Source organism: Microbacterium sp. SCN 71-21, from assembly GCF_001725695.1.
GTDB classification, from domain to species: Bacteria; Actinomycetota; Actinomycetes; order Actinomycetales; family Microbacteriaceae; genus Microbacterium; species Microbacterium ginsengisoli.
On sequence record NZ_MEGA01000026.1, the window covers coordinates 23,069 to 47,082 of the forward strand.

Annotated in this window: 22 protein-coding genes and 1 tRNA gene; 11 read left to right on the plus strand and 12 right to left on the minus strand. The window is 71.4% G+C overall.

The window, feature by feature from the left end:
* Positions 1-67: 67 nt before the first annotated feature.
* Both ABT08_RS05560 and idi read right to left on the minus strand, forming a co-directional pair.
* Positions 68-1,126 carry a polyprenyl synthetase family protein gene (locus ABT08_RS05560; protein WP_288114206.1) on the minus strand — a complete coding sequence of 353 codons (1,059 nt, stop codon included), beginning with the start codon at positions 1,124-1,126 and terminating at the stop codon, positions 68-70.
* Positions 1,123-1,668 (minus strand): isopentenyl-diphosphate Delta-isomerase, encoded by a 546-nt coding sequence (gene idi / locus ABT08_RS05565; RefSeq protein WP_056207222.1) that lies wholly within the window; start codon positions 1,666-1,668, stop codon positions 1,123-1,125. Before idi ends, ABT08_RS05560 begins: the two co-directional genes overlap by 4 nt.
* Before the next feature lie 76 nt (positions 1,669-1,744).
* Here idi and ABT08_RS05570 point away from each other — a divergent pair, with 76 nt between their 5' ends.
* Positions 1,745-2,221, plus strand: coding sequence for a MarR family winged helix-turn-helix transcriptional regulator (locus tag ABT08_RS05570; RefSeq protein ID WP_045246994.1), 477 nt, complete (start codon positions 1,745-1,747; stop codon positions 2,219-2,221).
* Positions 2,222-2,246: 25 nt separating this feature from the next.
* Here ABT08_RS05570 and efeB read toward each other — a convergent pair whose 3' ends face one another.
* Genes efeB through efeU form a run of 3 tightly spaced genes read right to left on the minus strand, consistent with a single transcriptional unit; the run spans position 2,247 to position 6,354 of the window.
* A complete protein-coding gene (gene efeB, locus ABT08_RS05575) occupies positions 2,247-3,539 on the minus strand; it encodes an iron uptake transporter deferrochelatase/peroxidase subunit (RefSeq protein ID WP_288114207.1) in 1,293 nt (430 codons plus the stop codon).
* Positions 3,536-4,735, minus strand: a complete 1,200-nt coding sequence (gene efeO, locus ABT08_RS05580; protein ID WP_288114208.1) for an iron uptake system protein EfeO — start codon at positions 4,733-4,735, stop codon at positions 3,536-3,538. Before efeO ends, efeB begins: the two co-directional genes overlap by 4 nt.
* Positions 4,732-6,354, minus strand: a complete 1,623-nt coding sequence (gene efeU, locus ABT08_RS05585; RefSeq protein WP_288114209.1) for an iron uptake transporter permease EfeU — start codon at positions 6,352-6,354, stop codon at positions 4,732-4,734. The genes efeO and efeU overlap by 4 nt, the downstream gene beginning before the upstream one ends.
* A gap of 226 nt (positions 6,355-6,580) precedes the next feature.
* On the opposite strand from efeU, the gene ABT08_RS05590 reads away from it, so the two are divergent.
* From ABT08_RS05590 to ABT08_RS05600, 3 genes are read left to right on the plus strand one after another with little or no spacing between them, the layout of a single operon-like run.
* A complete protein-coding gene (locus ABT08_RS05590; RefSeq protein ID WP_288114210.1) occupies positions 6,581-7,243 on the plus strand; it encodes a hypothetical protein in 663 nt (220 codons plus the stop codon).
* Positions 7,244-7,251: 8 nt separating this feature from the next.
* A complete protein-coding gene (locus tag ABT08_RS05595) occupies positions 7,252-11,172 on the plus strand; it encodes a Pls/PosA family non-ribosomal peptide synthetase (protein WP_288114212.1) in 3,921 nt (1,306 codons plus the stop codon).
* On the plus strand, positions 11,169-12,524 hold the full coding sequence (locus ABT08_RS05600) for a M1 family metallopeptidase (RefSeq protein WP_056519974.1): 1,356 nt from the start codon (positions 11,169-11,171) through the stop codon (positions 12,522-12,524). Before ABT08_RS05595 ends, ABT08_RS05600 begins: the two co-directional genes overlap by 4 nt.
* Here ABT08_RS05600 and ABT08_RS05605 read toward each other — a convergent pair.
* From ABT08_RS05605 to ABT08_RS05615, 3 genes are all read right to left on the minus strand, one after another.
* Positions 12,484-13,110 (minus strand): 4'-phosphopantetheinyl transferase family protein, encoded by a 627-nt coding sequence (locus ABT08_RS05605; RefSeq protein WP_288114213.1) that lies wholly within the window; start codon positions 13,108-13,110, stop codon positions 12,484-12,486. The two genes, ABT08_RS05600 and ABT08_RS05605, sit on opposite strands and share 41 nt — an antisense overlap.
* Entirely contained in the window at positions 13,085-13,312 is a 228-nt protein-coding gene (locus tag ABT08_RS05610) for a three-helix bundle dimerization domain-containing protein (protein ID WP_056207212.1), read from the minus strand. The genes ABT08_RS05605 and ABT08_RS05610 overlap by 26 nt, the downstream gene beginning before the upstream one ends.
* A 127-nt stretch (positions 13,313-13,439) precedes the next feature.
* Positions 13,440-13,516, minus strand: a tRNA-Met gene (locus ABT08_RS05615).
* Positions 13,517-13,625: 109 nt separating this feature from the next.
* Between ABT08_RS05615 and ABT08_RS05620 the strand changes: the two genes are divergently transcribed.
* The gene (locus ABT08_RS05620; RefSeq protein ID WP_056519978.1) at positions 13,626-14,438 is read left to right on the plus strand and encodes a carbon-nitrogen hydrolase family protein; all 813 of its coding nucleotides are present in this window, start codon (positions 13,626-13,628) and stop codon (positions 14,436-14,438) included.
* Positions 14,439-14,477: 39 nt separating this feature from the next.
* Here ABT08_RS05620 and ABT08_RS05625 read toward each other — a convergent pair whose 3' ends face one another.
* Positions 14,478-15,680 (minus strand): pyridoxal phosphate-dependent aminotransferase, encoded by a 1,203-nt coding sequence (locus ABT08_RS05625; RefSeq protein WP_288114214.1) that lies wholly within the window; start codon positions 15,678-15,680, stop codon positions 14,478-14,480.
* Between the two features lie 106 nt (positions 15,681-15,786).
* Here ABT08_RS05625 and ABT08_RS05630 point away from each other — a divergent pair, with 106 nt between their 5' ends.
* Positions 15,787-17,253: a S1C family serine protease gene (locus ABT08_RS05630; RefSeq protein WP_273190501.1), complete on the plus strand. Its 1,467-nt coding sequence runs from the start codon at positions 15,787-15,789 to the stop codon at positions 17,251-17,253.
* Between the two features lie 30 nt (positions 17,254-17,283).
* On the opposite strand, the gene ABT08_RS05635 is transcribed toward ABT08_RS05630, so the two are convergent.
* A complete protein-coding gene (locus ABT08_RS05635; RefSeq protein ID WP_288114215.1) occupies positions 17,284-18,228 on the minus strand; it encodes a hypothetical protein in 945 nt (314 codons plus the stop codon).
* A gap of 90 nt (positions 18,229-18,318) precedes the next feature.
* Between ABT08_RS05635 and ABT08_RS05640 the strand changes: the two genes are divergently transcribed.
* A complete protein-coding gene (locus ABT08_RS05640) occupies positions 18,319-18,585 on the plus strand; it encodes a DUF3039 domain-containing protein (protein WP_045248541.1) in 267 nt (88 codons plus the stop codon).
* A 21-nt stretch (positions 18,586-18,606) separates the two neighbouring features.
* Here the strand turns inward: ABT08_RS05640 and ABT08_RS05645 are convergent, their stop codons facing one another.
* Positions 18,607-19,926 carry a nicotinate phosphoribosyltransferase gene (locus tag ABT08_RS05645; protein ID WP_288114216.1) on the minus strand — a complete coding sequence of 440 codons (1,320 nt, stop codon included), beginning with the start codon at positions 19,924-19,926 and terminating at the stop codon, positions 18,607-18,609.
* Positions 19,927-19,971: 45 nt separating this feature from the next.
* On the opposite strand from ABT08_RS05645, the gene murI reads away from it, so the two are divergent.
* From murI to ABT08_RS05665, 4 genes are all read left to right on the plus strand, one after another.
* Positions 19,972-20,820, plus strand: coding sequence for a glutamate racemase (gene murI / locus ABT08_RS05650; protein WP_056520003.1), 849 nt, complete (start codon positions 19,972-19,974; stop codon positions 20,818-20,820).
* Positions 20,817-21,551, plus strand: coding sequence for a ribonuclease PH (rph, locus tag ABT08_RS05655; protein WP_045248539.1), 735 nt, complete (start codon positions 20,817-20,819; stop codon positions 21,549-21,551). The genes murI and rph overlap by 4 nt, the downstream gene beginning before the upstream one ends.
* Before the next feature lie 4 nt (positions 21,552-21,555).
* Positions 21,556-22,155, plus strand: a complete 600-nt coding sequence (gene rdgB, locus ABT08_RS05660) for an RdgB/HAM1 family non-canonical purine NTP pyrophosphatase (RefSeq protein ID WP_056207204.1) — start codon at positions 21,556-21,558, stop codon at positions 22,153-22,155.
* A 205-nt stretch (positions 22,156-22,360) separates the two neighbouring features.
* The gene (locus ABT08_RS05665; RefSeq protein ID WP_045248537.1) at positions 22,361-23,278 is read left to right on the plus strand and encodes a cation diffusion facilitator family transporter; all 918 of its coding nucleotides are present in this window, start codon (positions 22,361-22,363) and stop codon (positions 23,276-23,278) included.
* Positions 23,279-23,289: 11 nt separating this feature from the next.
* Here the strand turns inward: ABT08_RS05665 and ABT08_RS05670 are convergent, their stop codons facing one another.
* Positions 23,290-23,937 carry a DedA family protein gene (locus ABT08_RS05670; RefSeq protein ID WP_288114219.1) on the minus strand — a complete coding sequence of 216 codons (648 nt, stop codon included), beginning with the start codon at positions 23,935-23,937 and terminating at the stop codon, positions 23,290-23,292.
* Between the last annotated feature and the right edge of the window lie 77 nt (positions 23,938-24,014).

Here is a 24,014-nt window from a genome sequence, read left to right on the forward strand (position 1 = left end):
CGCGCGATGACGGTGGCCGCGGCATCCGCTGCCGTGCGGTCGTAGAGCGCGATGCCGGGTGCGTCGGTCACGGGATGCGCTCGCGGATCGCGTCGGCGGCACGGTCGACGAGGGCGGATGCCGCGGCGCCGAGCTCCTGCGCACGGGTGCGCGCGGCGTCGAGGGCGCTGTCGATGAGCGCGACCAGCGCCGCACGGGCGCCGCTCTCGTCGAGCGCGCGCTGCGCGTCGAGCACGGCGATCGGACCGGTGTGGGCGACGGCGAGTGTGTCGCGCACCGCGTGCCACCCCTCTGTGCGACGGGCCAGGGCGATGAGGGGCGTCTGCTTCGCTTCGCGCAGGTCCACGCCGGCGTCGCGACCGGCCTGCGCGGAGGTACCGAACGCGCCGATCAGGTCGTCGACGAGCTGGAACGCGAGGCCGAGGTGGGTGCCGCACGCGGCGAGCGCCGCGGCATCCGTCTCGTCGGCACCGGCGATCACGGCGCCGGCGGCGAGCGGGGCGGCGAAGGAGTAGACGGCCGTCTTGTCGTGAGCGGTCGCGATGAGGCTGTCGTCTTCGGCCTCCGCGTCGGCGGCCGCATGCTCGACATCGGCGAGCTCTCCCGCGGCGGAGACGAGAACCGCGTCGTCGAGCAGATCGAGAAGGCGGGAGCGCAGGTCGGCGGGCAGATCGACCGCCGCGACCAGCCGGGTCGCCTCATAGAGGAGCACGTCGCCCGCGAGGATCGCCGCCGCCTCGCCGACGCCGGTCGCCGCCGACGGTGTGGCGCCGTCACCGAGCGCGCGACGGCGGAACTCCCCGGCGACGTTCGGCACGCCGCGACGCATCGTGTCGTGGTCGATCACGTCGTCGTGGATGACGAACGCGGTGTGCAGCAGCTCGAACGCCGCGGCGACGGATGCTGCGGCATCCCTGCGCCCGTCGGTACCTCCGCAGGCGCGGAACGCCGCGAGCACGAGCGCGGGACGGAAGCGCTTCCCGCCGGATGCCGCGCGGACCATCGAGGCCGCGAGGTCGTCGAATGCGTCGCCGAGCCCGGCCCCTCGCTTCTGCAGCCGTGCCAGGGAGGCGTCGATCGCGTCGTCGACGGCGGCGCGATCGACCGCGGAGATGCGGGCGATCATCGCGCCGCCCTCGCGGCGGTGTCGTAGAGGGCGAGTCGGGGGACCTGCAGCCCGAGCCACGGGCTGAACGCCCACGGTGCCGCGGAGACGGCGGCCGCGACATCCGAGGGTTCGACCCATGCCCATTCGGCGACCTCGTCCGGATCGGGATGCAGCGGTCCTGTCGCGTGCGCGACGAAGACGGGGCACACCTCGTTCTCTACGACGCCCGATGCGTCGACGGCGCGATAGCGGAAGTCGGGGAGGGTGAGCGTCACGTCGTCGAGGGCGAGTCCGAGCTCGACGCGCGCGCGGCGGTGCACCGCCGCCTCGAGGTCTTCGCCCGGGCCGGGATGGCCGCAGAAGGTGTTCGTCCAGACGCCCGGCCAGGTCTGCTTGGAGAGCGCGCGGCGGGTGATGAGCACCCGTCCGTCATCGTCGAGCACGTGGCACGAGAACGCTAGGTGCAGGGGGGTGTCGGCGCCGTGTACCGTGCTCTTGGGAGTCGTCCCGACGGGAGCGGCGCGCTCGTCGAGCAAGACCACCTGCTCGACGTCTGACACTGTTGCTCTCCCCTTTTGCTAGCTAAACTAGCGATCTCTGAGTCCGATGCTACAAGAGGTGTGGAGGAGTGTCCACATGTCCGAGTATCGACCCGACCCCGCGTCCCGCGAAAGCGCCGTACAGCGGGTGCTCGTTGGCGTGCGGGCGCTGAACGACGCCCTCGACCGCATGCATTCGGGCGTCAAAGACGACATGGGAATGAACGCCACCGATCTCGCGACGCTCCGCATGCTGATCATCCGCGAGCAGCAGGGGCAGCCGGTCAGTCCGCACGACATCGCCCGGCATCTGCGCATCTCGACGGCCTCGACGACCAAACTGCTCGACCGGCTCGCGGCGGCGGGGTACCTCGAACGCCGCCCCCATCCTCACGATCGCCGCGCGCGGGTGATCGCGCTCCTCCCGGCATCGCGCACCGCGTTCTTCGCGCACTATCGCGAGAGCCTCGGCGCGATGCGTGACGTCGCCGGAACGTACTCCGACGCCGATCTCGACGTGGTCGCGCGGTTCCTCGATGGGCTGGCCGACGCCGTCGCCGCGCACGACGGCTGACGCGCGGGCCGCCTCGCCACGCAACTCAGGCGAACGCGCCCTGCGCGAGGTATGTCCCCGACCGGGCTGCGGACGGCACGAAGAAGATGCCCGAGCCGATGTGCGAGATGTACTCGTTCAGCGCGTCCGACGAGCCGAGACGGCGCTGCAGCGTCTCGAACTGCGCGGGGTCCTTCTGGTAGCTGATGAACAGCAGGCCCGCGTCCAGGAACCCGTACTGGTTGATGCCGTCGGTGTAGTTGTATCCGCGGCGGAGGATCTTCAGACCGTTGTTGTTCTCGTGCGCGGCCAGCCGGATGTGGGCCGTCGGATCGATCACGGGTGCGCCCGAGGCATCCGTCTTCAAGAAATCCGGGGTGTCGGATTCCACCGTGCCCGTCAGCGGCGCGCCGCTGAGCTTGTGGCGTCCGAACACACGGTTCTGGTCGGACACCCGGTCGGTGTCCCAGTTCTCGATGCGCATCTGGATCTTGCGCACGACCTGGTAGCTGCCGTCGCGCTGCCAGTCGGGACCATCACCGGTGAAGACGAACTGCGAGAAGTCCGCGTCGTCGACGATGTTGCGTGTGCCGTCCTTGAAGCCCATCAGATTGCGCGGCGTCGACTGCCCCTTTCCGGCTGAGGCCCGCCCGAAGCCGGTCACCGTCCATCGGGTGGATGCCGCGCCGAGCTTCTTGCCGACGCGAGCCAGCGACCGCACCGCGTGATAGGCGACCTGGGGGTCGTCCGCGCAGGCCTGCACCGACAGGTCGCCGCCGGTGAGCGACGGATCCAGGGCCTCGCTCGGGAGCCGCGAGAGCTCCCGCAGCAGCGGCGGCTTCTGAGCCGCGAGACCGTACTCGTCGCCGAACACACGCGGACCGAGACCGATCGTGACGGTCAGCGACGCCGGGTCGAGGTCGACGGCCTCGCCGGTGTCGTCGCCGATGGCGCTCGGCTGCGACGGCTCGACCTGGCCGATCGTGGCGCCGCGCATGAGCTGAGCGCTCGCCGCCGACCAGGTGGCGAGCAGGGTCTGCAGTTCGGTGCGTGAGGACGTGGTCAGGTCGAACGTCATGAACACGCAGTGCCGCTGCGGAGGGGTGCGGATGCCCGCCTGCTCGGCGTCGCCGTAGAACGAGACCGCATTGTCGAGCCGCACGACGTCGCCCGACGACGCGGTCGGCTGCGCCGCGACGGCGCGCCCGCCGGCGAAACCGCTCGCCACCCCCGCCACCAGGCCGCCGGCTGCGGCGCCGAGGAGCAGTCCGCGGCGGGAGACCCCCGCATCCGGTGACTCCTGCGACGACGGCTCCCGCGGCGGCACGGCCGCGCTCATGAGGCTGTCGCCGCCTTCTCGGCGATCTGCGCAAGCGGTTCCTGCAGGGCCTGCACCGCACGGCTCAGAGTCGCGGCATCCGCGGCCTTCACGGCGTCGGTGTAACGCACGTAGCCGCCGATCGCGCTCTGATCGCGGTAGCCGTCGAGCAGCTTGTTGACGGCGGCGAACTGCGCGGAGATCTGCTGGGTCAGCCCGGAGTCGAGCGTCGTGAGCCCGGGCTCGAGGTAGGCGAACGCCTGCTGCGCACCCTCGACGTTGCCGGCGAAGTCGACGAGGTCGATGTGGCTGTACGCCTCCTCCTCGCCGCTGATCTTGCCCGACTGCACCTCTTCGAGGAGGCTCGCTGCGCCGTTCGCGAGGTCCTCCGGCTTGTAGCTGAGCGTCTTCACGAGCGAGTCGAGCGTGGTGACGTTCGTGAGGAGCTCGGCCGCGAGCTGCGTCGTCGACGCCGTGATCGCGCCGGCCTGGAACAGGTCGCGCTCGATGGCATGGAACCCGTGCCAGCCGACGGCGGGATCGAGGTTCGACTCGCGCATGTCGATGAGGTAGTCGAGGCTGCCCGCGTTGTCGGTTGCGGAGTGGCCCGGCAGCACGAACCCGTCGACATCGGACTCGATGCGCTCGTAGAACGGACGCGCGAGCGCGTAGTCGGCCTGCGCCTTCGCGAGGTCGCCGGCGTCGATCGAAGACTTCAGGGTGGCGACCGCGGTCACCATGCTGTCGACGACGCCATCGACGTAGGTCGCGTAGCCCTGGGTGCCCTCTGCCATCAGCGATGCGGCGCTGCCGGTCGGGGTCGCGGCCTGGCCGGTGACGCTGAAGGGGATGGTTTCGGTGGCGGCGCCCGGGCAGTAGAGCTGGTAGCTGCCGCCGTCGAGGGTGACGGTGAAGCTCGCGGAGGAGAGGCCGGGCGCGAGGTTCTCCTTCTCGCCGACGATCCTGTCGCCGCTGAGCAGCTCGATCTCGGTGATGGAGGTCGCGCTCTGGTTCGTCACCGTGAAGGTGACCGGACCTGCGGCGGCAGTCGCCGCGTCGAGGCTGCAGGTGCCCCCGTTGTCGCCGGTGAGCGTCACAGCGACGTGGGTGGCGCCGCCGGAGGCGGTCGCGGAGGGCGCGGCTCCCGCGCTGCATCCGCTCAACACGAGGGCGAGGGTGGCGGCGGCGGTGAGTGGGGCCAGGAGGCGGACGTTCATGAGGTCCTTCCGTGGTCGGCGGCAGCGATGCTGATCGCCGGGGTGGGCGGTTCGGGCGGGGGAGAGGTCGGTGCGGGGTGCGAGCCCCGCGGGGCGCGGGCGCGGTGGCGCAGGGCGCTGATCACCAGCACGGCGGCGGCGATCACGAGTGCGCCGGGAACCTCGGCGCCCCAGAGCACCCGCTCTCCCTCACCCTGCTCGACGGCTGTGGCCGCCGCGCTCGCCACGCTCTGGGCGTCGGGGGCGGTCACCGCGTCGATCGCTGCGGTGTCGGTCACGCTCACGGTACGGGCGTTCTGCAGCCCACCGCCGGTGAGGGTCACGGTGAGGGTGGAATGCGCGCTCGCGTCGAGCAGCCCCGCCCCGGTGAGCCACACCTCGTCGACCTCGGTGCGGTTCCACTGCGCGGTGAAGGGGCCGGGGTTCTGCGCAGCGCTGATCCCGACGGGCACGCGGCCGCCGGCGAGCGTGATCAGAGCGTCGAGGGTGATCGTCGACGGCGCACCGTCGGGGCTCGTCGTCGCCGTCTGCTGCCAATGCTGCGTGGTGACGCCCAGGTGAGTGTCGGATGCCGCGGTCGAGGCGTCGAGCGGCAGATCGGCGGTCGCGCCCGAGGCGTAGGTGAACGCCGCACTGCGCGCGGCGCCGGAACCGGCGATCACGACCGAGCCGGCGGGAGCCTGGGAGGCCTGGTCGACGAGCGCGAGAGAGGAGACCTGCGGCGACGGGATGAGCCAGGCCGTGAGCGCGACGGCGGCGGCGAGCACGAGGCATCCGGTCGCGAGCACCCAGCGCAGGCGCTGCGCCCCGGCGGCGCTCGGGCGCGCGCGGCGCGGCCAGAAGAGGTAGCAGAGCGCCGGAACGAGGTAGGCGACCCAGGCGACGACCTCGATGAGACGCGGGTCGGCGGGGATTCCGAGCACGCCGGTCAGCAGCGCGGCCTGGATGCTGCCCGGCTGCACGATCGCGCTGAGGTCGATCGTGCGCTGCTGGCCCGCGTTGAGCCAGCCGGCCTCGTGCGCGGTCCGCAGGCAGGTGACGACGAGGCCTGCCGCGACGAGCACCAGGAACACGCTCGTCAGGCGGAAGAAGCGGCCGAGATCGATGCGCACCCCGCCGGCGAAGATGCCCCAGCCGAGCAGTGCGGCGAGCGCGATGCCGACGACGGCGCCGAGCGCGGCGAGACCGGCCGACTGGGCGGCGGAGAACGTGGCGAGCAGGAAGACGCTCGTCTCGAAGCCCTCCTTGAGCACCGCGAGGAACGCCATGACGGCGAGAGCGGTCGCGCCACCGCGGCCGAGGGCGTGCTGTGCCTCGGACTCGAGCTCTGCCCGCATCCCCCGGGCGTGTGTGTTCATCCAGACGATCATGAGCGTCACGAAGACCACGGCGACGGCCCCGATGATCGTTTCGAGACCCTCCTGCGCGGCCTGGGGGAGGGCGACCTCGATGAGGCTGAGCGTGACGCCGATGATCAGCGAGAGCATCACGGCCGCGCCGACGCCCAGCCACATCGGCACGAGGCTGCGGCCGTTGCGGCGCAGGAACGCGGCGATGATGCCGACGATCAGGGCCGCTTCGAGGCCTTCACGCAGACCGATGACCAGGGTGGCGAGCATGCCGGACGCACTCGCTTTCGCGACGAGGTGATGAATTCCTTATGAGCTAAGGCTTACCTAACATAGGGTGGCCCGCCCGGTGACGTCCAGTCGACCCGGCCGTGCATAGCGAAAGCTCAGCATGCGACGTCGGAATGCCGCCCGTTCGACTGCCGTTCTTGTTGCTGCGCTACCCTGCTTGCGCGCAGCGGCATACGTCATGGCGCTGCGGAGAGTCGAGGTCGAGATGTCCGAGAAGAAGAAGGCGACGAAGGCCGCCGTCGCGGCCCTGGATGCCGCGGCCCACGCGGCGAAGGACGCGAAAGCGCTCAGCCGGGAGCTCCCCAAGAAGCAGGCGAAGAAGCTCGGAGCGCTCGCCGCCGACGCCAAGGATCTCGCGAACACCTCGAAGAAGAAGATCGCGCGCAGCCCGAAGAAGATCGAGAAGAAGGCGTCGGCGACGCTCGCCCAACTCGAGAAGGCGACCGCCAAGGTCACCCGGAAGATCACGGCGGCGGCCAAGAAGGACGCGGTCGAGGCGCCCGTGACGGCGAAGCCCTCCGCGACGGCGAAGCCGGCGCCGAAGGCGAAGCCCTCCGCGACGGCGAAGCCGGCGCCGAAGGCCAAGCCGGCGCCGAAGGCGAAGACCCCGTCGAAGGCGAAGCCCGAACCGAAGGCGAAGCCCGAACCGAAGGCGAAGCCCGAACCGAAGGCGAGGTCGGCGTCGGACGTGAAGCCCGAGCCCGCACCCGTGCCGACGGCCCCCATCACGGCGAAGCCCGCTGCGGCGCCCGCCGTCGACCTCGCTGCCCTCACAGTGGTGCAGCTGCGCGAGCGTGCCCGCGCGGCGGGGAAGACCGGATACTCACGCCTCGCCAAGGCGCAGCTGATCGCGCTGCTGTCCTCCTGACCGCCGCGATGCAGATCTACCTCGATCGGGGGGCCGAGGCCGCTCCGCCGCGCACGCTCATCGACGTGCTGCGACAGACCGCTGCGCGGTACCCCGCGGCATCCGCTCTCGACGACGGTCGGGGCGCGCTCAGCTATGCCGAACTGCTCGCCGAGGTGTGGCGGTTCGCGGCCCGCCTGCACGCGGCCGGCGTGCGTCGCGGCGACCGGGTCGGCATTCGCATGCCGTCGGGAGGACGGGCCCTGTACATCGCGATCCTCGGCACGCTGGCGGCCGGGGCGGCGTACGTCCCCGTGGACGCCGACGACCCGCAGGAGCGCGCCGATCTGGTGTTCGGTGAGGCGGGTGTCGCCGGAGTGGTCACCGCCGGCGGCCGGTTCGTGCCGCACGGCGACGGTTCCGAGTCCGCGGTGCAGGTGGAGCTGTTGGCGGGTGAGGCACCCCATCCGAACACGAGCGCCGTACCGATCGTCGAACCGCCCACGGTCGACGACGACGCGTGGATCATCTTCACCTCGGGGTCCACCGGCACGCCCAAAGGCGTGGCTGTCACGCACCGCTCCGCTGCCGCGTTCGTCGATGCCGAGGCGCGGCTCTTCCTCGCCGACGCCCCGCTCGCGCCGGGTGACCGCGTGCTCGCGGGCCTGTCCGTCGCCTTCGACGCGTCGTGCGAGGAGATGTGGCTCGCGTGGCGGCACGGCGCCTGCCTCGTGCCCGCGCCACGAGCGCTGGTGCGTTCGGGCGAGGACCTCGGTCCGTGGCTCGTGGGCCACGGCATCACGGTGGTCTCGACGGTGCCGACCCTGGCCGCGCTCTGGCCGCCGGACGCGGTCGAGAACGTACGCCTGTTGATCTTCGGCGGTGAGGCCTGCCCGCCCGAGCTCGCCGCGCGGCTCGTCTCGCCCGATCGTGAGCTGTGGAACACGTACGGTCCCACCGAGGCGACGGTCGTGGCGTGCGCCGCCCCGCTCGACGGGTCCGTTCCGGTGCGCATCGGCCTTCCGCTCGACGGCTGGGAGCTCGCGGTCGTCGACGCACAGGGCGACCGCGTCGCGGACGGTGAGGTGGGCGAGCTCATCATCGGCGGCGTCGGCCTCGCCCGCTATCTCGACCCCGCCAAGGACGCCGAGAAGTATGCGCCGATGCCCTCGCTGGGGTGGGAGCGCGCCTACCGCTCCGGCGATCTCGTGCGCGCCGATCCCGAGGGACTCGTCTTCCAGGGCCGCGCCGACGACCAGGTGAAGATCGGCGGCCGTCGCATCGAGCTCGGCGAGGTGGAGGCGGCGCTGCAGGCGCTGTCGGCCGTCACAGCGGCGACCGTGGTCGTGCAGCACTCCGACGACGGGCTCGCGCTGCTCGTGGGCTACGTCGTACCCACCGACGACTTCGATCGCGCCGTGGCGCGCGCCGAGCTCGCGCACTCGCTGCCGGCGCCCCTCATCCCGCTCCTCGCGGTCGTGCCGGATCTGCCGGTGCGCACCTCCGGCAAGGTCGACAAGGCGGCCCTGCCGTGGCCATTGACGGATGCCGCCGACTCCGACTCCTCCCTGTCCGGCACCGCCGGCTGGCTCGCCGATCAGTGGGCGGCGGTGCTCGGCATCCGTCCGTCCGATGACGACGCCGACTTCTTCCAGCTCGGCGGCGGATCCCTCGCCGCGGCGCAGCTGGTCTCTCGCATCCGTGCGCGGGCAGCGGAGTTCACGATGGCGGATGTCTACGACCTCCCGCGCCTGCGCCAGATGGCCGCGGCGATCGAGGGTCATGACGACGAGGCGCCGACCACCTTCAGCTCGCCCCGCCCTACGCCGCGGGCGATGCAGTGGCTGCAGACGCTCGCCGGAGCGCCCCTGTTCATCCTCAGCGGGCTGCGCTGGCTGACGTGGCTGATCACGGCGGGCTGGCTGCTGCGGCTGGGGCCGGGGTTCACGTGGCTGCCGGACACCCCGGGGATCGTCGTGCTGCTCGCGCTCGTGCTCTTCGCGACGCCGTTCGGGCGCATGGCGATCGCTGCCGCCTTCGCCCGCGTGCTGCTGTGGCGGTTGCGGCCCGGCGACTACCCGCGCGGCGGCGCGGTGCATCTGCGCCTGTGGCTCGCGGAGCAGGTGCACGCGCAGATCGACCCGATCGGCATGGCGGGGGCGCCGTGGGTGAGCTACTACGCCCGCGCCCTCGGTGCGCGCATCGGCCGCGGCGTCGACCTGCACACGATGCCGCCGGTCACCGGCATGCTCGACATCGCCGAGGGTGCCGCTGTCGAACCCGAGGTCGACCTCTCGGGGTACTGGATCGACGGCGACACCGTGCGCATCGGCGGCATCCGCATCGGTGCGGGGGCGACGGTGGGGGCGCGGAGCACCCTCGCGCCCGGCACGAAGATCGGCCGTCGTGCCGAGATCGCGCCCGGCTCCGCGGTGTTCGGGCGCGTTCGCGCCGCGCAGCGGTGGGCGGGTTCGCCGGCTGCTCGTGTCGGTGCCGCCCACCCTGGAGCGACCGAGCGGCCCCCCGCTCCGACGCGCTGGCTGTGGGCCTACGCGGCGTCCTCGACCGTGCTCGGTCTGCTGCCGATCGCCGCGTTCGCGCTCGGCGGGCTGGTGCTCGCGCAGGGCGTGCGGGATGCGGCATCCGTCGCAGATGCCGTGCCAGGGGCGTTGGCCTGGCTGCTCCCCGCCGCGCTCGTGACAGGTCTCGCGTACGCCGCCGCAGTGGTGGTGCTCGTCCGACTGCTCGCGATCGGGCTGCGCGAGGGCGAGCACCCGGTACGCAGCCGCATCGCCTGGCAGGCGTGGACGACCGAGCGCCTGCTCGACTCCTCCCGCACGGTGCTGTTCCCGCTGTACTCGAGCCTGTTCACCCCCGTGTGGCTGCGACTGCTCGGCGCCCGGGTCGGGCACGACGTCGAGGCATCCACCGTGCTGCTGATCCCCTCGCTGACGACTGTCGACGACGGGGCGTTCCTCGCCGACGACACCATGGTCGCCACCTACGAGCTGAGTGCCGGGATGATGCGGCTCGCTCCGGTGCGCATCGGTAAGCGCGCCTTCCTCGGCAACTCCGGCCTCGCCGCCGCCGGGCACCGTGTGCCGAAGGACGGCCTGGTCGCCGTGCTCTCGGTCGCACCGCCCAAAGCCAAGCCCGGATCGTCCTGGCTCGGATCGCCGGCCGTGCGCCTGCGTCGCATCGTGAACGACGGCGACCTCGAGCGCACCTACCGGCCGCGGCCGGGACTGCGCGTGGCGCGCACGTTGTGGGAGCTGTGCCGAATCGTGCCGGTGTTCGTGACCTGCGGGCTCGGCCTCGGCGTGCTTCTCACCCTGGCGGCGATCTCCCACGCCTGGGGCGGGGTCGCGGCAGTGCTGTTGTCGGGGGTCGTGCTGCTCGTCGCAGGCGCGGTCGCCGCGCTCATCACGACGGCGGCGAAATGGGCGTTCGTCGGTCGCATCCACCCCGGGGAGCATCCGCTCTGGTCGAGCTTCATCTGGCGCACCGAGGTGGCGGACACCTTCACCGAGATGCTCGCGGCGCCCTGGTTCGCCAACAGCGCGGCCGGCACGCCGGCCCTCGCGATGTGGCTGCGCACCCTCGGCGCGAAGGTCGGCCGCGGCGTGTGGACCGACAGCTACTGGCTGCCCGAACCCGATCTCGTGACCCTCGGCGACGGGGCGACGGTGAACCGCGGATGTGTGGTTCAGACGCATCTGTTCCATGATCGAGTGATGAGCATCGACACCGTCACGATCGAACCCGGGGGCACGCTCGGCCCGCACAGCGTGATCCTGCCGGCCGCCACGATCGGCGCGGATGCGACCGTCGGTCCCGCCTCCCTCGTGATGCGCGGAGAGGCCGTGCCGGTCGGCTCACGGTGGAGCGGCAATCCGATCGGCCCCTGGCGGGCAGTCAAGGTGCGCGCCTACCAGAGCGAGCGGGTATGACGGTCGACCCGTACACCCCGCAGAGCGGCGACGCCGCGATCGCCGTCGAGCACTACGATCTGCGGCTCGATTACCGCGTCTCGACCAACCGCCTGCAGGGCACCGTCGTGCTCGACGGGCGAGCGCTCGCCGCCACCCGCACGGTGAGTCTCGACGTCGTCGGCCTGCGGGTCGGCAAGGTGCGGGTGGACGGTGACCGCAAGGCGACGTTCCGCCAGAGCGACCGCAAGCTGCGCATCACGCTGTCGGCAGAGCTCGCCGCGGGTGATGCGTTCCGCCTCGAGGTCGCGTACTCCGGCTCGCCGCACCCGCGTCGCACCCGGTGGGGGGCGCTCGGGTGGGAGGAGCTCACCGACGGCGCGATCGTCGCCTCACAGCCGACCGGCGCGCCGACGTGGTTCCCGTGCAACGACGTCGCCCGTGATCGCGCCACGTACGCCATCGAGGTGACGACGGAGGCCGACTACACGGTGTCGGCCGGTCCCGCGCTTCGCAGGTCGACCCGGGGTGGGCGAACCACCTGGTCCTTCGCGCACCCCGAACCGACGTCGACGTACCTCGTCGCGCTGCAGATCGGCCGCTACGTCGTCGAACGGGTCGCGACCGCACCGCCGGTCGATCTTGTCTATCCGCGCGCCCTCGAGGCTCGCGTGCACGCAGACCTGGCCGATGTGCCGCGCATGATGGCGGTCTTCGAGGAGGCGTTCGGTCCCTATCCGCACCCCGCCTACACCGTCGTGGTCACCGCCGACGACCTGGAGATCCCGCTCGAGGCGCAGGGGATGGGGGTGTTCGGCGCCAACCACATCGACGGCGCGGGAAGCCTCGAGCGCCTCGTCGCCCACGAGCTCGCGCACCAGTGGTTCGGCAACAGCGTGGGGGTCACGCTCTGGCGGCACATCTGGCTCAATGAGGGCTTCGCCTGCTACGCCGAATGGCTCTGGTCGGAACGGTCGGGCGGGGCATCCGCTCATCAGAAGGCCCTCGCCCATCACGCGCGGCTCGCGTCGCTGCCCCAGGATCTGCTGCTCGCCGACCCGGGACCCGACGACATGTTCGACGACCGTGTCTACAAGCGCGGCGCGCTTACCCTGCAGGCGCTGCGGCTCACGCTCGGCGACGGGCCGTTCTTCACGCTGCTGCGCGAGTGGATGTCGCGGCACCGCGGGCGCAGCGTCGGCACCGACGATTTCGTGGCGCTGGCCGAGGAGATCGCCGGCCCCGAGGTGCGTACGCTGCTGCACGCGTGGCTGTTCGAGACCACGCTGCCGGAACTTCCCGCGGGTGGCGCACCGGGGGAGCCGGCGCCGCTCACGGCTCCGCTGTCAACGACGCCACGATCGCCACGCTGACGGCGACGCCGTCGATCCCGTGCCACGTCGCGACGTGCACGGGCTCTGCGCGGCCCGGCACCGTGACAGCGACGGCGCCCGGCAGCGCGGACGGCACCGCCTCGCCGACGACCACGTCTCCCACGGGCACGCGGATGCCGCGGCCATCGGCTTTCAGCGCGGCTTCGATCTGCGTCCACCCGACGGTCGTCGGCGGGGGAGCGGGAGCGAACAGGGGCGCGAGGTCGGCGAGGGGGGAAGCGGCATCCGCCCCCTCGTTCTCGGCGTCGACCCCGATCTCATCGGCGATGTGGTGCGGAGCAGCGGCGGCCACCACCAGATCCCCGGCGTAGGTGACGCTCACGGCGATGTCGCCGGCGGTGACGCGGGGACGGCCGTGAGTGCCTCCGCAGCGTGCGCAGACGGAGACGATGTCGACGGATGCCGCGGCCTCCAGCTCGCGCGCGAGCTCGCGCATCAGGCGGCGACCCGTGTTATGACGGTGCTCCGGCGGGGAGGCGCTCCACGCGAGGAGCACGTCGCCGAGCGCCGAGCGCCCGACGGGTGTCTCTACGACGGGGTCAAGCCGGGATACGCCGATCGGCACGTGCCTCCTCGTCGCGCAGCAGACCCTTGGCCTGGCGCTCGACCAGCACGGGCACGAAGTCGCGCACACGCGCCGTGCTCATTCCGTCGTAGGCCGCCGCGACGACGCTGGCCACGTGGCGAGGGTCGAGGTGGGGATACCGGGTCGACAGTCGTTCGGTGATCTGCGCGACGCTCGCCCGTTCGTCGATCTCGTTCGTCATGATGCACCTTCCCGAGAGGTCCGACGGGGTCAGCCTACGAGAGCGCGCGCGTCCACGGAAGATCCGGCGAGAACGCGAAGAGGCCGCTCCCGGAATTCTCCGGAAACGGCCTCTGCGGCTTTCGCCGTGGTTGCGGGGACAGGATTTGAACCTGCGACCTCTGGGTTATGAGCCCAGCGAGCTACCGAGCTGCTCCACCCCGCGGCACAAGGAATGAGCCTAGCACGCTCCCGGAGGGCCGTCGAATCCGGGCCGGTCACCCGGGCGCGTCGCCGCGGTTGGCGCGGCGACGCCGACGCGGGAGGATGGGCGGGTGACCTCTCCTGCGCTGACCGTCGCCGTCGCCCAGTTCACACCCACCGAGGTGCTTGCGGCCAACCGCGAAGCGGTCGCAGCGCTCGTCGCGCGGGCCGCGGCATCCCGTGCCCGTCTCGTGGTGTTCCCCGAGTACGCGAGCTATTTCGTCGACCCGTTCGATGAGCGCCTCGCCGCCCACGCGGAACCCCTCGACGGCCCGTTCGTCACCCACCTGCAGGCCCTCGCGCAGCAGCACGACGTGGTCGTCGTCGCGGGACTCGTCGAGTCGGCGCCTGTCTCCGGCAAGGTGCGCAACACCGTCGTGGCGGTCGCCGCCGACGGCGTGCGCGCGGTCTATCGCAAGCAGCACCTCTACGACGCGTTCGGGCAGCGTGAGTCCGACTGGATCGAGCCCGGTGCGCTCGACGCTCCCCAGACCCTCGAGGTCGATGGCGTGCGCGTCGGGCTCATCACCTGCTACGACCTGCGGTTCCCCGAGTCGACCCGTGTCGTCGTCGACGCCGGCGCCGATCTCGTGCTCGTTCCCGCCGAGTGGGTGCGCGGTCCGTTGAAGGAAGACCAGTGGATGACGCTGCTGCGCGCCCGCGCGATCGAGAACACGGTGTTCGTTGCCGCCGCCGACCACACCCCGCCGATCGGCGTGGGGCACTCGGCGATCATCGACCCGACCGGAGTCGTGCGCGCGTCGATCGGCACGACCACCGGGCTCGCGCTCGCGGACGTCTCGCTCGATGACGTCGAGCGGGTTCGTCGCGTGAACCCCGCCCTGCAGCTGCGTCGATACACGGTCGTGCCGCGCGAGATCTGACGGGATCGAGCACGGCCCACCGGCTTCGGTGCGACCGGATCAGCGCAGCTCGGCGAGGCGGGCCGCGGCATCCGCGAGCACCTCGGTGCGTTTGCAGGCCGCGAAGCGCACCAGGGTGGCGTACTCGGTTCGCGCCGCGTCGCTGACGAACGCCGTCAGGGGGATCGCGACGACGCCCGCGCGCACCGGAAGCTCGCGGCAGAACGCCACCGCATCGGTCGCGCCCAGGGGAGCGGCATCCGCCACGACGAAGTACGAGCCTCGCGAGGGGGCGACGTCGAAGCCGGCGGTCCGCAGGCCATCCTGCAGCAGGTCGCGCTTGTGCTCGAGGGTCGTCGCGATGCCGGTGAAGAAACAGTCGGGCAGCCGCAGCGCGGTCGCGACGGCGGGCTGGAACGGCGCGCCGTTCACGTAGGTGAGGAACTGCTTGACCGCCAGCACGGCGTCGACCAGCGCGGCCGGCCCGGTGACCCAGCCGATCTTCCACCCGGTCACCGAGAACGTCTTCGCGGCCGACGAGATCGTCAGCGTGCGCTCCCACGCGCCCGGGAGGGTCGCGAGGGGGCGGTGACGGTGACCGTCGAAGGTGAGGTGCTCGTACACCTCGTCGCCGACGATGATCGCGTCGTGCTCGATCGCGAGGCGCACCAGCTCGGCACGCACCTCGTCGTCGAAGACGGCCCCCGTGGGGTTGTGCGGGTCGTTCACGAGGATGACTCGGGTGCGGTCTGTCACCGCATCGCGCAGCCGGTCGAGGTCGGGTCGGAAATCGGGCCAGGCGAGGGGGACCGTCACGAGACGGGCTCCCGCGAGGGCCACGCAGGCCGCATAGGAGTCGTAGTACGGCTCGAAGACGACCACCTCGTCGTCGGGGGAGTCGATCAGCGCCAGCAGTGTCGACGACAGCGCCTCGGTGGCGCCCGCGGTGATCAGCACGTGACGGTCGGGGTCGAGGTCCAGGCCGTAGAAGCGACGCTGATGCTCGGCCACGGCGAGCCGCAGATCGGGGATGCCGCGCCCCGGCGGGTACTGATTGACACCGTTCGCGATCGCCGCCCGGGCGGCCTCGAGGATCTCGGCCGGTCCGTCTTCGTCCGGGAAGCCCTGACCGAGGTTGATCGCGCCCGTCTGCTGGGCCAGCGCCGACATCTCGGCGAAGATCGTCGGAATCGGAACCCCGTCATCGGTCAGCAGGCCCGCACCGCGGGCGGCTCGACGCCAAGCGCCGGGAATGTCGTGCACCCGCCACACGCTACTGGAGGGGAGCGCATAGGACCGTTTCACGTCTGTCATAGAAAACGCACAGAGTCGCTGTGCAGGGTGGTCCCAGAGCACAGAAGGAGCAGTCATGAGCGACACCGAGGGCACCCGCCCCGAGCAGTCCGACGCCGAGGCGGCAGCCGCGGCACCGATTCCCCCCACCCCGAGCCCTGCGCCGGAGCCGGCCGTCGACACCGCCGCCGCACGGCCCCCGCTTCCTGAGATCTCCGCGGCCGAGGCCGCCTCGGCGACGGCGCCGACCGTTCCGGTCGCCCCGGCGACGGGTGAGTCGTTCGGCCCGGCCGCGACCGGCCCGACCGCTCCCCTCTGGGGCACCCCCGCTGCTCCTGCGCCGAAGAAGAAGTCCGGCGCGACGCGCGCGGTCGGTCTCCTCGTCGCCGCGGCGATCGTCGGCGGTGCCGCCGGCCTCGGCGGTGCGGCTGCCGGCATGACGCTGTGGAGCCCGAAGGGCACGACGTCCGCGGCATCCGGCCCGACGACGGTCACCGTGAACGACACCAGCTCCGTCAACCAGACCACGGCAGTCGCCGCGAAGGTGGTGCCGAGCGTCGTCACGATCAGTGCCGAGTCGGGCCAGTCCGCCGGAACCGGTTCGGGTGTCATCCTGACCGCCGACGGGTACGTCGTGACCAACACCCACGTCGTCACCCTCGACGGCGCAACTGCCAACGCCACGCTCAAGGTCACCACCTCCGACGGCCACATCTACGACGCGACCGTCGTCGGCACCGACCCGACCTACGATCTGGCCGTCATCAAGCTGACGGGCGCATCGGGGCTGACCCCGATCACCTTCGGCGACTCGTCGAAGCTCAACGTCGGCGACCAGACGATCGCCGTCGGCGCGCCCCTTGGCCTGTCGAACACCGTGACCAACGGCATCGTCAGCGCTCTGAACCGTTCGATCGAGATCGCGTCGTCCGCTCCCAGCAGCTCCGGCAGCTCGGGCGGCGACACGCAGCAGGGCCAGCAGTCGCCGTTCCAGTTCGACTTCGGACAGGGCCAGACGCAGACCTCCACGACCTCGACGATCAAGATCTCGGTGATCCAGACGGATGCCGCCATCAACCCCGGCAACTCCGGTGGCGCGCTGGTCGACTCCTCAGGTCAGCTGATCGGCATCAACGTCGCGATCGCGGGCACCGGCTCGTCGACGTCGGGGACCCAGTCGGGCAACATCGGCGTCGGCTTCTCGATTCCGTCGGACATCGTCAAGCGCATCACCGACGAGCTGATCCAGAACGGCAAGGCCACGCACGGTCTGCTCGGTGCGTCGGTGCAGGACTCGGCGAACGTCACCGGCGCGACGATCTCAGGCGCCTATGTCGCCGACGTCACCTCGGGCGGCCCGGCGGCCGCCGCGGGTCTGCAGAAGGGCGACATCATCACCGAGTTCAACGGCCAGCCCGTGACCGGTGCCGTCGACCTGACCGCCGAGGTGCGTGCTCTTGCTGCGGGCGCGAAGGCCTCGTTGACGTATGTGCGCGACGGCGCATCGCACACGGTCGACGTCACGCTCGGCTCGCTCAGCTGACGAACGGATGCCGCACAGCGGGCGTCGACCTCAGGGTCGGCGCCCGCTGTCGTCGTCGGGGGCGGGGTTCTCCCGGATGCGCACCTCCCGGCGGGGGCGCAGCCGCTCCGTCGCCTTCGACACCCCGCGCACCGCGCTGCCGGTGATCGCCGCGGCGCCGCCGGCGGCACGGCCGAGCGCGCCGCCGACGATGTGCTCGGTACGCCGGGCGCCCGCCCGCGGTTCGAGCTCGACGGGCAGCATCGCCGGGGGCGCGCCGAAGGCCTTCCGTGAGGTCGTCACGACCCGGCGGCCGAGCAGATGGTTGCCCGTGCCCCCGATCGCGGCGCCGATGCCGAAGGGGAGTGCCTTCCCGATGATCGAGGCGCCGCCGCGGGTCGCGAAATGACGCACGAAGGTCGACTTGAGGGTGTCGACCACAGGACCCAGGGCGCCGCGGGGGATCGTGCGGGTGACGAGGTCACCCCAGTAGCCGGCGCGGTTCTGACCGCGTCCGGTGGCCTCACCGGCCAGCTGTGACACGAGGGCGACGCCCTCCTGTCCGAGCATGAGGGTCAGCACCAGCGCCCGAGCCCGGTCGGGGTCGTCGATCGCGACGCCGTGCACCTCGGCGATCGACTGTGCGAACAGGGTCGTCGTCTCGAGGAACCCCACGGTCTCGACACCGCTCAGGGCGAGTGTCACTCCGGTCCCGATCCCCGGCACGACGGCAGTCGCACCCACCGCAGCGCCGCCGGTCGTGATGGCGGTGAGGTAGCGACGCTCGAGCACGCGAACGATCTCTGCCGGTGAGGCATCCGGATGCCGCAGCCGCACGCTGCGCAGGTGTGCGAGCACGACCGGCCGCTGCAGGGAGAGCACCCGATCGAGGGCGCGGATCGAGAGCGGATGCTCCAGCGACCCCTCGGGCGGCAGACCTCCCGCCCACGGCGCGTCGTCCGGGAGCGAGTGGATGCGGTGCACCTTCTTCGCCACGCGGCGATCCTATGCGCCCGCCCTGACAGTGCGCTCCGGGCTGGGGATCACCGGTCCGAGCGGGCGTCCCCGCGGCTACACTGGCAACCCATGAGCACCCCACTCGACGCGCCCGACCATGGGGGTCTGGCCACCCTCGACCGAGAGCTCGAAGAGCTCATCCGCGAGGAGAACATCGAGCCCGGTGACCATGAGCGCTTCTCCCATTACGTGAAGAAGGAGAAGATCCTCGAGTCCGCGCTCACCGGGAAGCCGGTGCGTGCGCTGTGCGGCAAGAAGTGGACGCCGGGGCGCGACCCCGAGAAGTTTCCCGTGTGCCCCACCTGCAAGGAGATCTACGAGTCGCTCAAGGCGTGAGCGCGGCATCCGCCCCGCTCATCACCCGGCGGCGTAGACCGTCGGGATCGCGGGGTCCGATCGGCTGAGACCGAGGGCCCGCGACGGCAGCTCGGCGCGAGCCGCGATGTGGTGGGCGCGTGCGGCGGACACGCCCTCTGACCCCTCGAACGCGGTGTCGATGTCGCCGTGATCGACGAGCACCGTCTGGAGTGCCCGGGCGTCGGGGTGGTCGCTGCCGTGCGGGGTGTCGAAGCCGTCCGCCACCCGGATGAGCTCGGATGTCGCCACCCCGCCCGAGAGCGTCCGGAAGGCGCTCTTGCGGCCACCCGTCGTCGCCTTCTCGGCCGACGCCTTCGCCACGGGGATCCAGGTGCCGGCGGAATCCTGCCGCGCGACGAGCTTGTAGACCATCTGCGCCGTGGGGCTCCCGGAGCCGGTCACGAGCGACGTGCCGACCCCGTACGCGTCGACGGGGGAGGCGGCGAGAGCCGCGAGGGCGTACTCGTCGAGATCGCTCGTCACGGTGATGCGGGTGCGCGGCGCACCGAGGGCGTCGAGTCGGTCGCGCACGTGCGCGGCGACGACCGGCAGATCGCCCGAGTCGATGCGCACCCCGCCGAGCCCGGGGCCGGCGACCCGCACCGCAGTCTCGACCCCGCGGTCGATGTCGTAGGTGTCGATGAGCAGGGTCGTGTCGACGCCGAGCGCCGTGATCTGCGCGCGGAAGGCGTCTTCCTCGGTGTCGTGCAGCAGCGTCCAGGCGTGCGCCGCCGTTCCCATTGTGGGGATGCCGAACCGGCGCCCCGCCTCGAGGTTGCTGGTCGCCCCGAATCCCGCGATGAACGCGGCGCGCGCGGCCGCGATCGCCGCCTGCTCGCTCGTTCGACGCGAACCCATCTCGGCGAGGGGTCGCGATCCGGCCGCGATCGACATGCGCGCGGCGGCCGTCGCCACCGCCGAGTCGTGATTGAGCACGCTGAGGGCGAGCGTCTCGAGGATGACCGCCTCGGCGAACGTTCCCTCGACGGTGAGCACGGGCGAGCCCGGGAAGTAGAGCTCGCCCTCGCGGTAGCCCGTGATGGTGCCGGTGAACCGGTACTGCTCGAGGAGACGGAGGGTGGCGGCATCCACCACTCTCTCGTCGCGCAGGAACCGCAGCTCGTCCTCGCCGAAGCGGAAGTCGCGCAGCAGGCTGAGAAGGCGGCCCGTGCCGGCGACGACACCGAAGCGCCGACCGCCCGGCAGGCGCCGGCCGAACAGTTCGAACACGCAGCGGCGGTTCGCCGTGCCGTCGCGCACTGCGGCGTCGAGCATGGTGAGTTCGTACCGGTCGGTCAGCAGAGCCGTGCTCTCGGGCATGGCTCCAGCGTAGGGGCGCGCCGCACGCGGGTAGGCTCGGTGATCGTGAACAGCGCGCCGATCGGGATCTTCGACTCCGGGGTCGGCGGTCTCACCGTCGCCCGGGCGATCTCGCAGCAGCTGCCGGCCGAATCGCTGCTCTACGTCGGCGACACCGCCCACTCGCCGTACGGCCCGAAGCCGATCGCCGACGTGCGGCGCTACTCGCTCGAGGTGCTCGACACCCTCGTCGAGCAGGGCGTGAAGATGCTCGTGATCGCCTGCAACACGGCGTCGTCGGCGATGCTGCGCGACGCGCGCGAACGCTACGACGTGCCGGTCGTCGAGGTCATCGGCCCCGCCGTGCGCACCGCCGTCGCGACGAGCCGGTCGGGCCGTATCGGCGTCATCGGCACGCTCGGCACCATCTCGTCGGGCGCCTACCAGGACATGCTGCAGATCGCGCCCGGCGTCGAGGTCTTCACGCAGGCGTGCCCGCTGTTCGTCGAGTTCGTCGAGCGGGGCGTCACCGGCTCGCCCGAGGTGCTGCGCGCCGCCGAGGAGTACCTCGCGCCGCTGCGGGAGGCGGGGGTTGACACCCTCGTGCTCGGCTGCACCCACTACCCGTTCCTCGAGGGCGCGATCAGCTATGTGATGGGGCCGGACGTGAGCCTCGTCTCGAGCGACACCGAGACCGCGAAGGACGTCTACCGCGAACTGGTCTCCCGCGACCTGCTCGCACCGGCGGATGCCGCACCCCACCACGTCTACGAGGCGACGGGAACGTCCGCCGACGACTTCATCCGGCTCGCCCATCGGCTGATGGGCCGCGAGGTGCGCAGCGTGCAGCTCGTGCAGACCGGAGTCATCGACCTGCCGCGGAGGGCCGCGGCATCCGAGGAGGCCATCTCATGACCGACATCGTCCGCGCCGACGGCCGCGCCGTCGACCAGCTGCGTCCCGTGACCATCGAACGCGGGTGGAGCGCCCAGGCCGAGGGCTCCGCGCTCATCTCGTTCGGCAACACCAAGGTGCTGTGCACGGCGTCGTTCACGAACGGCGTGCCGCGCTGGCTGACCGGCAAGGGCAAGGGATGGGTGACCGCCGAGTACGCGATGCTTCCCCGCGCCACCAACCAGCGCAACGACCGCGAGAGTGTGAAGGGCAAGATCGGCGGTCGCACGCACGAGATCTCCCGGCTCATCGGTCGCGCGCTGCGTGCCGTCGTCGACACGAAGGCGCTCGGGGAGAACACGATCGTCATCGACTGCGACGTGCTGCAGGCCGACGGCGGAACCCGTACGGCGGCGATCACCGGCGCCTACGTCGCCCTCGCCGACGCGATCGCGTGGGGGCGCGAGAAGAAGTTCATCGGCCAGAAGTCGCAGGTGCTCATCGACTCGGTCTCGGCCGTGTCCGTCGGCATCATCGATGGTGAGCCGATGCTCGACCTCGCGTACGTCGAGGACGTGCGCGCCGAGACCGACATGAACGTCGTCGTCACCGGCCGTGGGCTCTTCGTCGAGGTGCAGGGCACCGCCGAGGGCGCGCCGTTCGACAAGCGCGAACTCGACCGCCTGCTCGAACTGGGAGTCGCCGGTGCCGCGTCGCTGCGGGACGCCCAGACCGCTGCGCTCGAGGGCTGAGCGGATGCCGCAGCGCATCGTGCTGGCCACGCACAACGCCCACAAGGTCGAGGAGTTCGCGGCCATCGTCGCCGCGACCCGGCCCGACCTCGAGGTCGTCGGCTACGACGGGCCCGAACCGGTCGAGGACGGCGTCACATTCGCGCAGAATGCGCTGATCAAGGCGCGGGCCGCCGCCGCCCACACCGGCCTCGCCGCCCTCGCCGACGACTCGGGCATCTGCGTCGACGTGCTCGGCGGCTCGCCGGGCGTGTTCTCGGCCTACTGGGCCGGCCACCGCAAAGACGGCCGCGCGAACCTCGAACTGCTGCTCGACCAGCTCTCCGACGTCCCCGACCCGCACCGCGGCGCCCAGTTCGTCTCGACGATCGCGCTCGTCGTGCCCGGCGGCGACGAGCACGTCGTCGAGGGCGTGTGGCCCGGGCGCCTCGCGCTGGCGGCCTCGGGCGACGGGGGCTTCGGCTACGACCCGATCTTCATCCCCGAGGGTCAGGATCTCGCGGCCGAGCGCACCGTCGGCGAGTGGAGTGCGGCGGAGAAGAACGCGGCATCCCATCGCGCGCGCGCCTTCGTCGCGCTCGCGCCGCTGCTCAGCGCGCTCTGACGCGGGGGCGCGGCGGCCGGGCGGCCTGCGGCCGCGCGTGGGCGACCGCATCTCCGGAGATCCGCGCCTGACCGCGCGTCGCCGACGGCAGAGGAGCCGGTTCTCCGGAGTGGGCGCACGCCGCCGGGCGACCCTGAGAATCGGTCTCGTTCCCGACTAGCGCGAGGACGCGGCATCCGGCACCTCCCGGTTCTACCGTGGAGTCATGCACGATCACGCGCACGGAGCCGGGGGGCTCCGCGGGGGAAGCAATCGCCGGCTGCTGGCGATCTCGTTGTCGATCACCTCGGTGGTCTTCGTCGTCCAGGTCGTGGGGGCGATCCTCACCGGGTCGCTCGCGCTGCTGGCCGACTCGGCCCACATGCTGACGGATGCCGCGGCCCTCGTCGTCGCGCTCATCGCGAGCGCCGTGGCGGCCCGGCCGGCGAACGAGCGGCGCACGTTCGGCTACCAGCGCGCCGAGGTGTTCGGTGCCCTCATCAACGGCGTCATCCTGATCGGCTTGAGCGTCTGGATCGTCGTCGAGGCGATCACCCGTCTCGTCTCCAACGAGGACGCCCACGTGCTCGCCGGCCCCATGCTCGTCGTCGCGATCGTGGGCCTTCTCGCGAACGCGACCGCGATGTGGCTTCTCAGCGCCGCCCAGCGTCACAGCCTGAATGTGCGCGGCGCCTACATCGAGGTGATGGGTGACCTGCTGGGCTCCGCGGCGGTGATCATCGCGGCGGTCGTGATCCTCGTGACGGGGTTCGGTCAGGCCGACGCGATCGCGTCGCTCGCGATCGCCGCCCTGATGATCCCGCGCGCGATCGGGCTGCTGCGCGAGGTGTTCTCCGTGCTCGCCGAGTCGGCACCGGCCGGCATGCAGGTCGAGAAGATCCGCGATCACATCCTGCAGACGCACGGCGTCGTCGCGGTGCACGACGTGCACGTGTGGCAGCTGACGCGGGGAGCCCCGGTCTTCTCAGCCCATGTCGTCGTGACCGACGAGTGCTTCGCGAGCGGGGAGGCCGGCGGCATCCTGAGCCGTCTGCAGACGTGCCTCGCCGACCACTTCGACGTCGAGCACTCGACGTTCCAGCTGGAGCCCGCCGGGCACGTCGAGCACGACGCCCACGTCTGACGCTGCGCTGATCAGGCCTCGCCGGCGGATGCCGCGGCATCCCGCGCGATGCGCGCCTTCTTCGCCTTCTGACGCTCGCGCAGGTAGTGGTAGCCGGTGACGAGCACCGTCAGCACCACGACACCCACGAGGATCAGGTCGATGTAGTTGACGACGAAATGACGGATCCACGGCACGTACGCGATCACGTAGCCGAGCATCGTCATGCCGAAGCCCCAGAGCAACGCGCCGATCAGGTTGTAGAGCGAGTAGCGCTTCCACGGCATGTGGCCGACGCCGGCGGCGACCGGCGCGAAGGTGCGCACGATCGGCACGAAGCGGGCGAGGATGACGGTGAGCCCGCCGAAGCGCTCGAAGAACGCGTTCGTGCGATCGACGTTGTGTTTGCTGAAGAGCCCGGATTCCTTGCGTTCGAAGATCGCCGGCCCGGCTTTGTGTCCGATGAGGTAGCCGACTTCACCGCCGATGAACGCCGAGAGGGCGATGAGCAGGGACACCACCCAGATGTTGAGCCCGAAGATGTCGTGGGTGTTGGTGAGCACACCCGCGATGATCAGCAGGGTGTCGCCGGGCAGCAGGAACCCGACGAGCAGGCCCGTCTCGGCGAACACGATGAAGCAGACGACGGCGAGAGCCCACGGACCTGCCTGGTTGATGATGTGGACAGGGTCGAGCCAGGGGATGAGCGCAGTCGCAGATCGAAATCCGCCAGCAGCCGGGTGAAGTCATGCTGGTG

Excerpts from the sequence above, each read along its gene's own strand:
- ABT08_RS05560 (WP_288114206.1), bottom strand. The coding sequence starts at position 1,126 with ATGATCGCCCGCATCTCCGCGGTCGATCGCGCCGCCGTCGACGACGCG.
- ABT08_RS05570 (WP_045246994.1), top strand. The coding sequence starts at position 1,745 with ATGTCCGAGTATCGACCCGACCCCGCGTCCCGCGAAAGCGCCGTACAG.
- efeB (WP_288114207.1), bottom strand. The coding sequence starts at position 3,539 with ATGAGCGCGGCCGTGCCGCCGCGGGAGCCGTCGTCGCAGGAGTCACCG.
- efeO (WP_288114208.1), bottom strand. The coding sequence starts at position 4,735 with ATGAACGTCCGCCTCCTGGCCCCACTCACCGCCGCCGCCACCCTCGCC.
- efeU (WP_288114209.1), bottom strand. The coding sequence starts at position 6,354 with ATGCTCGCCACCCTGGTCATCGGTCTGCGTGAAGGCCTCGAAGCGGCC.
- ABT08_RS05590 (WP_288114210.1), top strand. The coding sequence starts at position 6,581 with ATGTCCGAGAAGAAGAAGGCGACGAAGGCCGCCGTCGCGGCCCTGGAT.
- ABT08_RS05595 (WP_288114212.1), top strand. The coding sequence starts at position 7,252 with ATGCAGATCTACCTCGATCGGGGGGCCGAGGCCGCTCCGCCGCGCACG.
- ABT08_RS05600 (WP_056519974.1), top strand. The coding sequence starts at position 11,169 with ATGACGGTCGACCCGTACACCCCGCAGAGCGGCGACGCCGCGATCGCC.
- ABT08_RS05610 (WP_056207212.1), bottom strand. The coding sequence starts at position 13,312 with ATGACGAACGAGATCGACGAACGGGCGAGCGTCGCGCAGATCACCGAA.
- ABT08_RS05630 (WP_273190501.1), top strand. The coding sequence starts at position 15,787 with ATGAGCGACACCGAGGGCACCCGCCCCGAGCAGTCCGACGCCGAGGCG.
- ABT08_RS05640 (WP_045248541.1), top strand. The coding sequence starts at position 18,319 with ATGAGCACCCCACTCGACGCGCCCGACCATGGGGGTCTGGCCACCCTC.
- ABT08_RS05645 (WP_288114216.1), bottom strand. The coding sequence starts at position 19,926 with ATGCCCGAGAGCACGGCTCTGCTGACCGACCGGTACGAACTCACCATG.
- rph (WP_045248539.1), top strand. The coding sequence starts at position 20,817 with ATGACCGACATCGTCCGCGCCGACGGCCGCGCCGTCGACCAGCTGCGT.
- rdgB (WP_056207204.1), top strand. The coding sequence starts at position 21,556 with ATGCCGCAGCGCATCGTGCTGGCCACGCACAACGCCCACAAGGTCGAG.
- ABT08_RS05665 (WP_045248537.1), top strand. The coding sequence starts at position 22,361 with ATGCACGATCACGCGCACGGAGCCGGGGGGCTCCGCGGGGGAAGCAAT.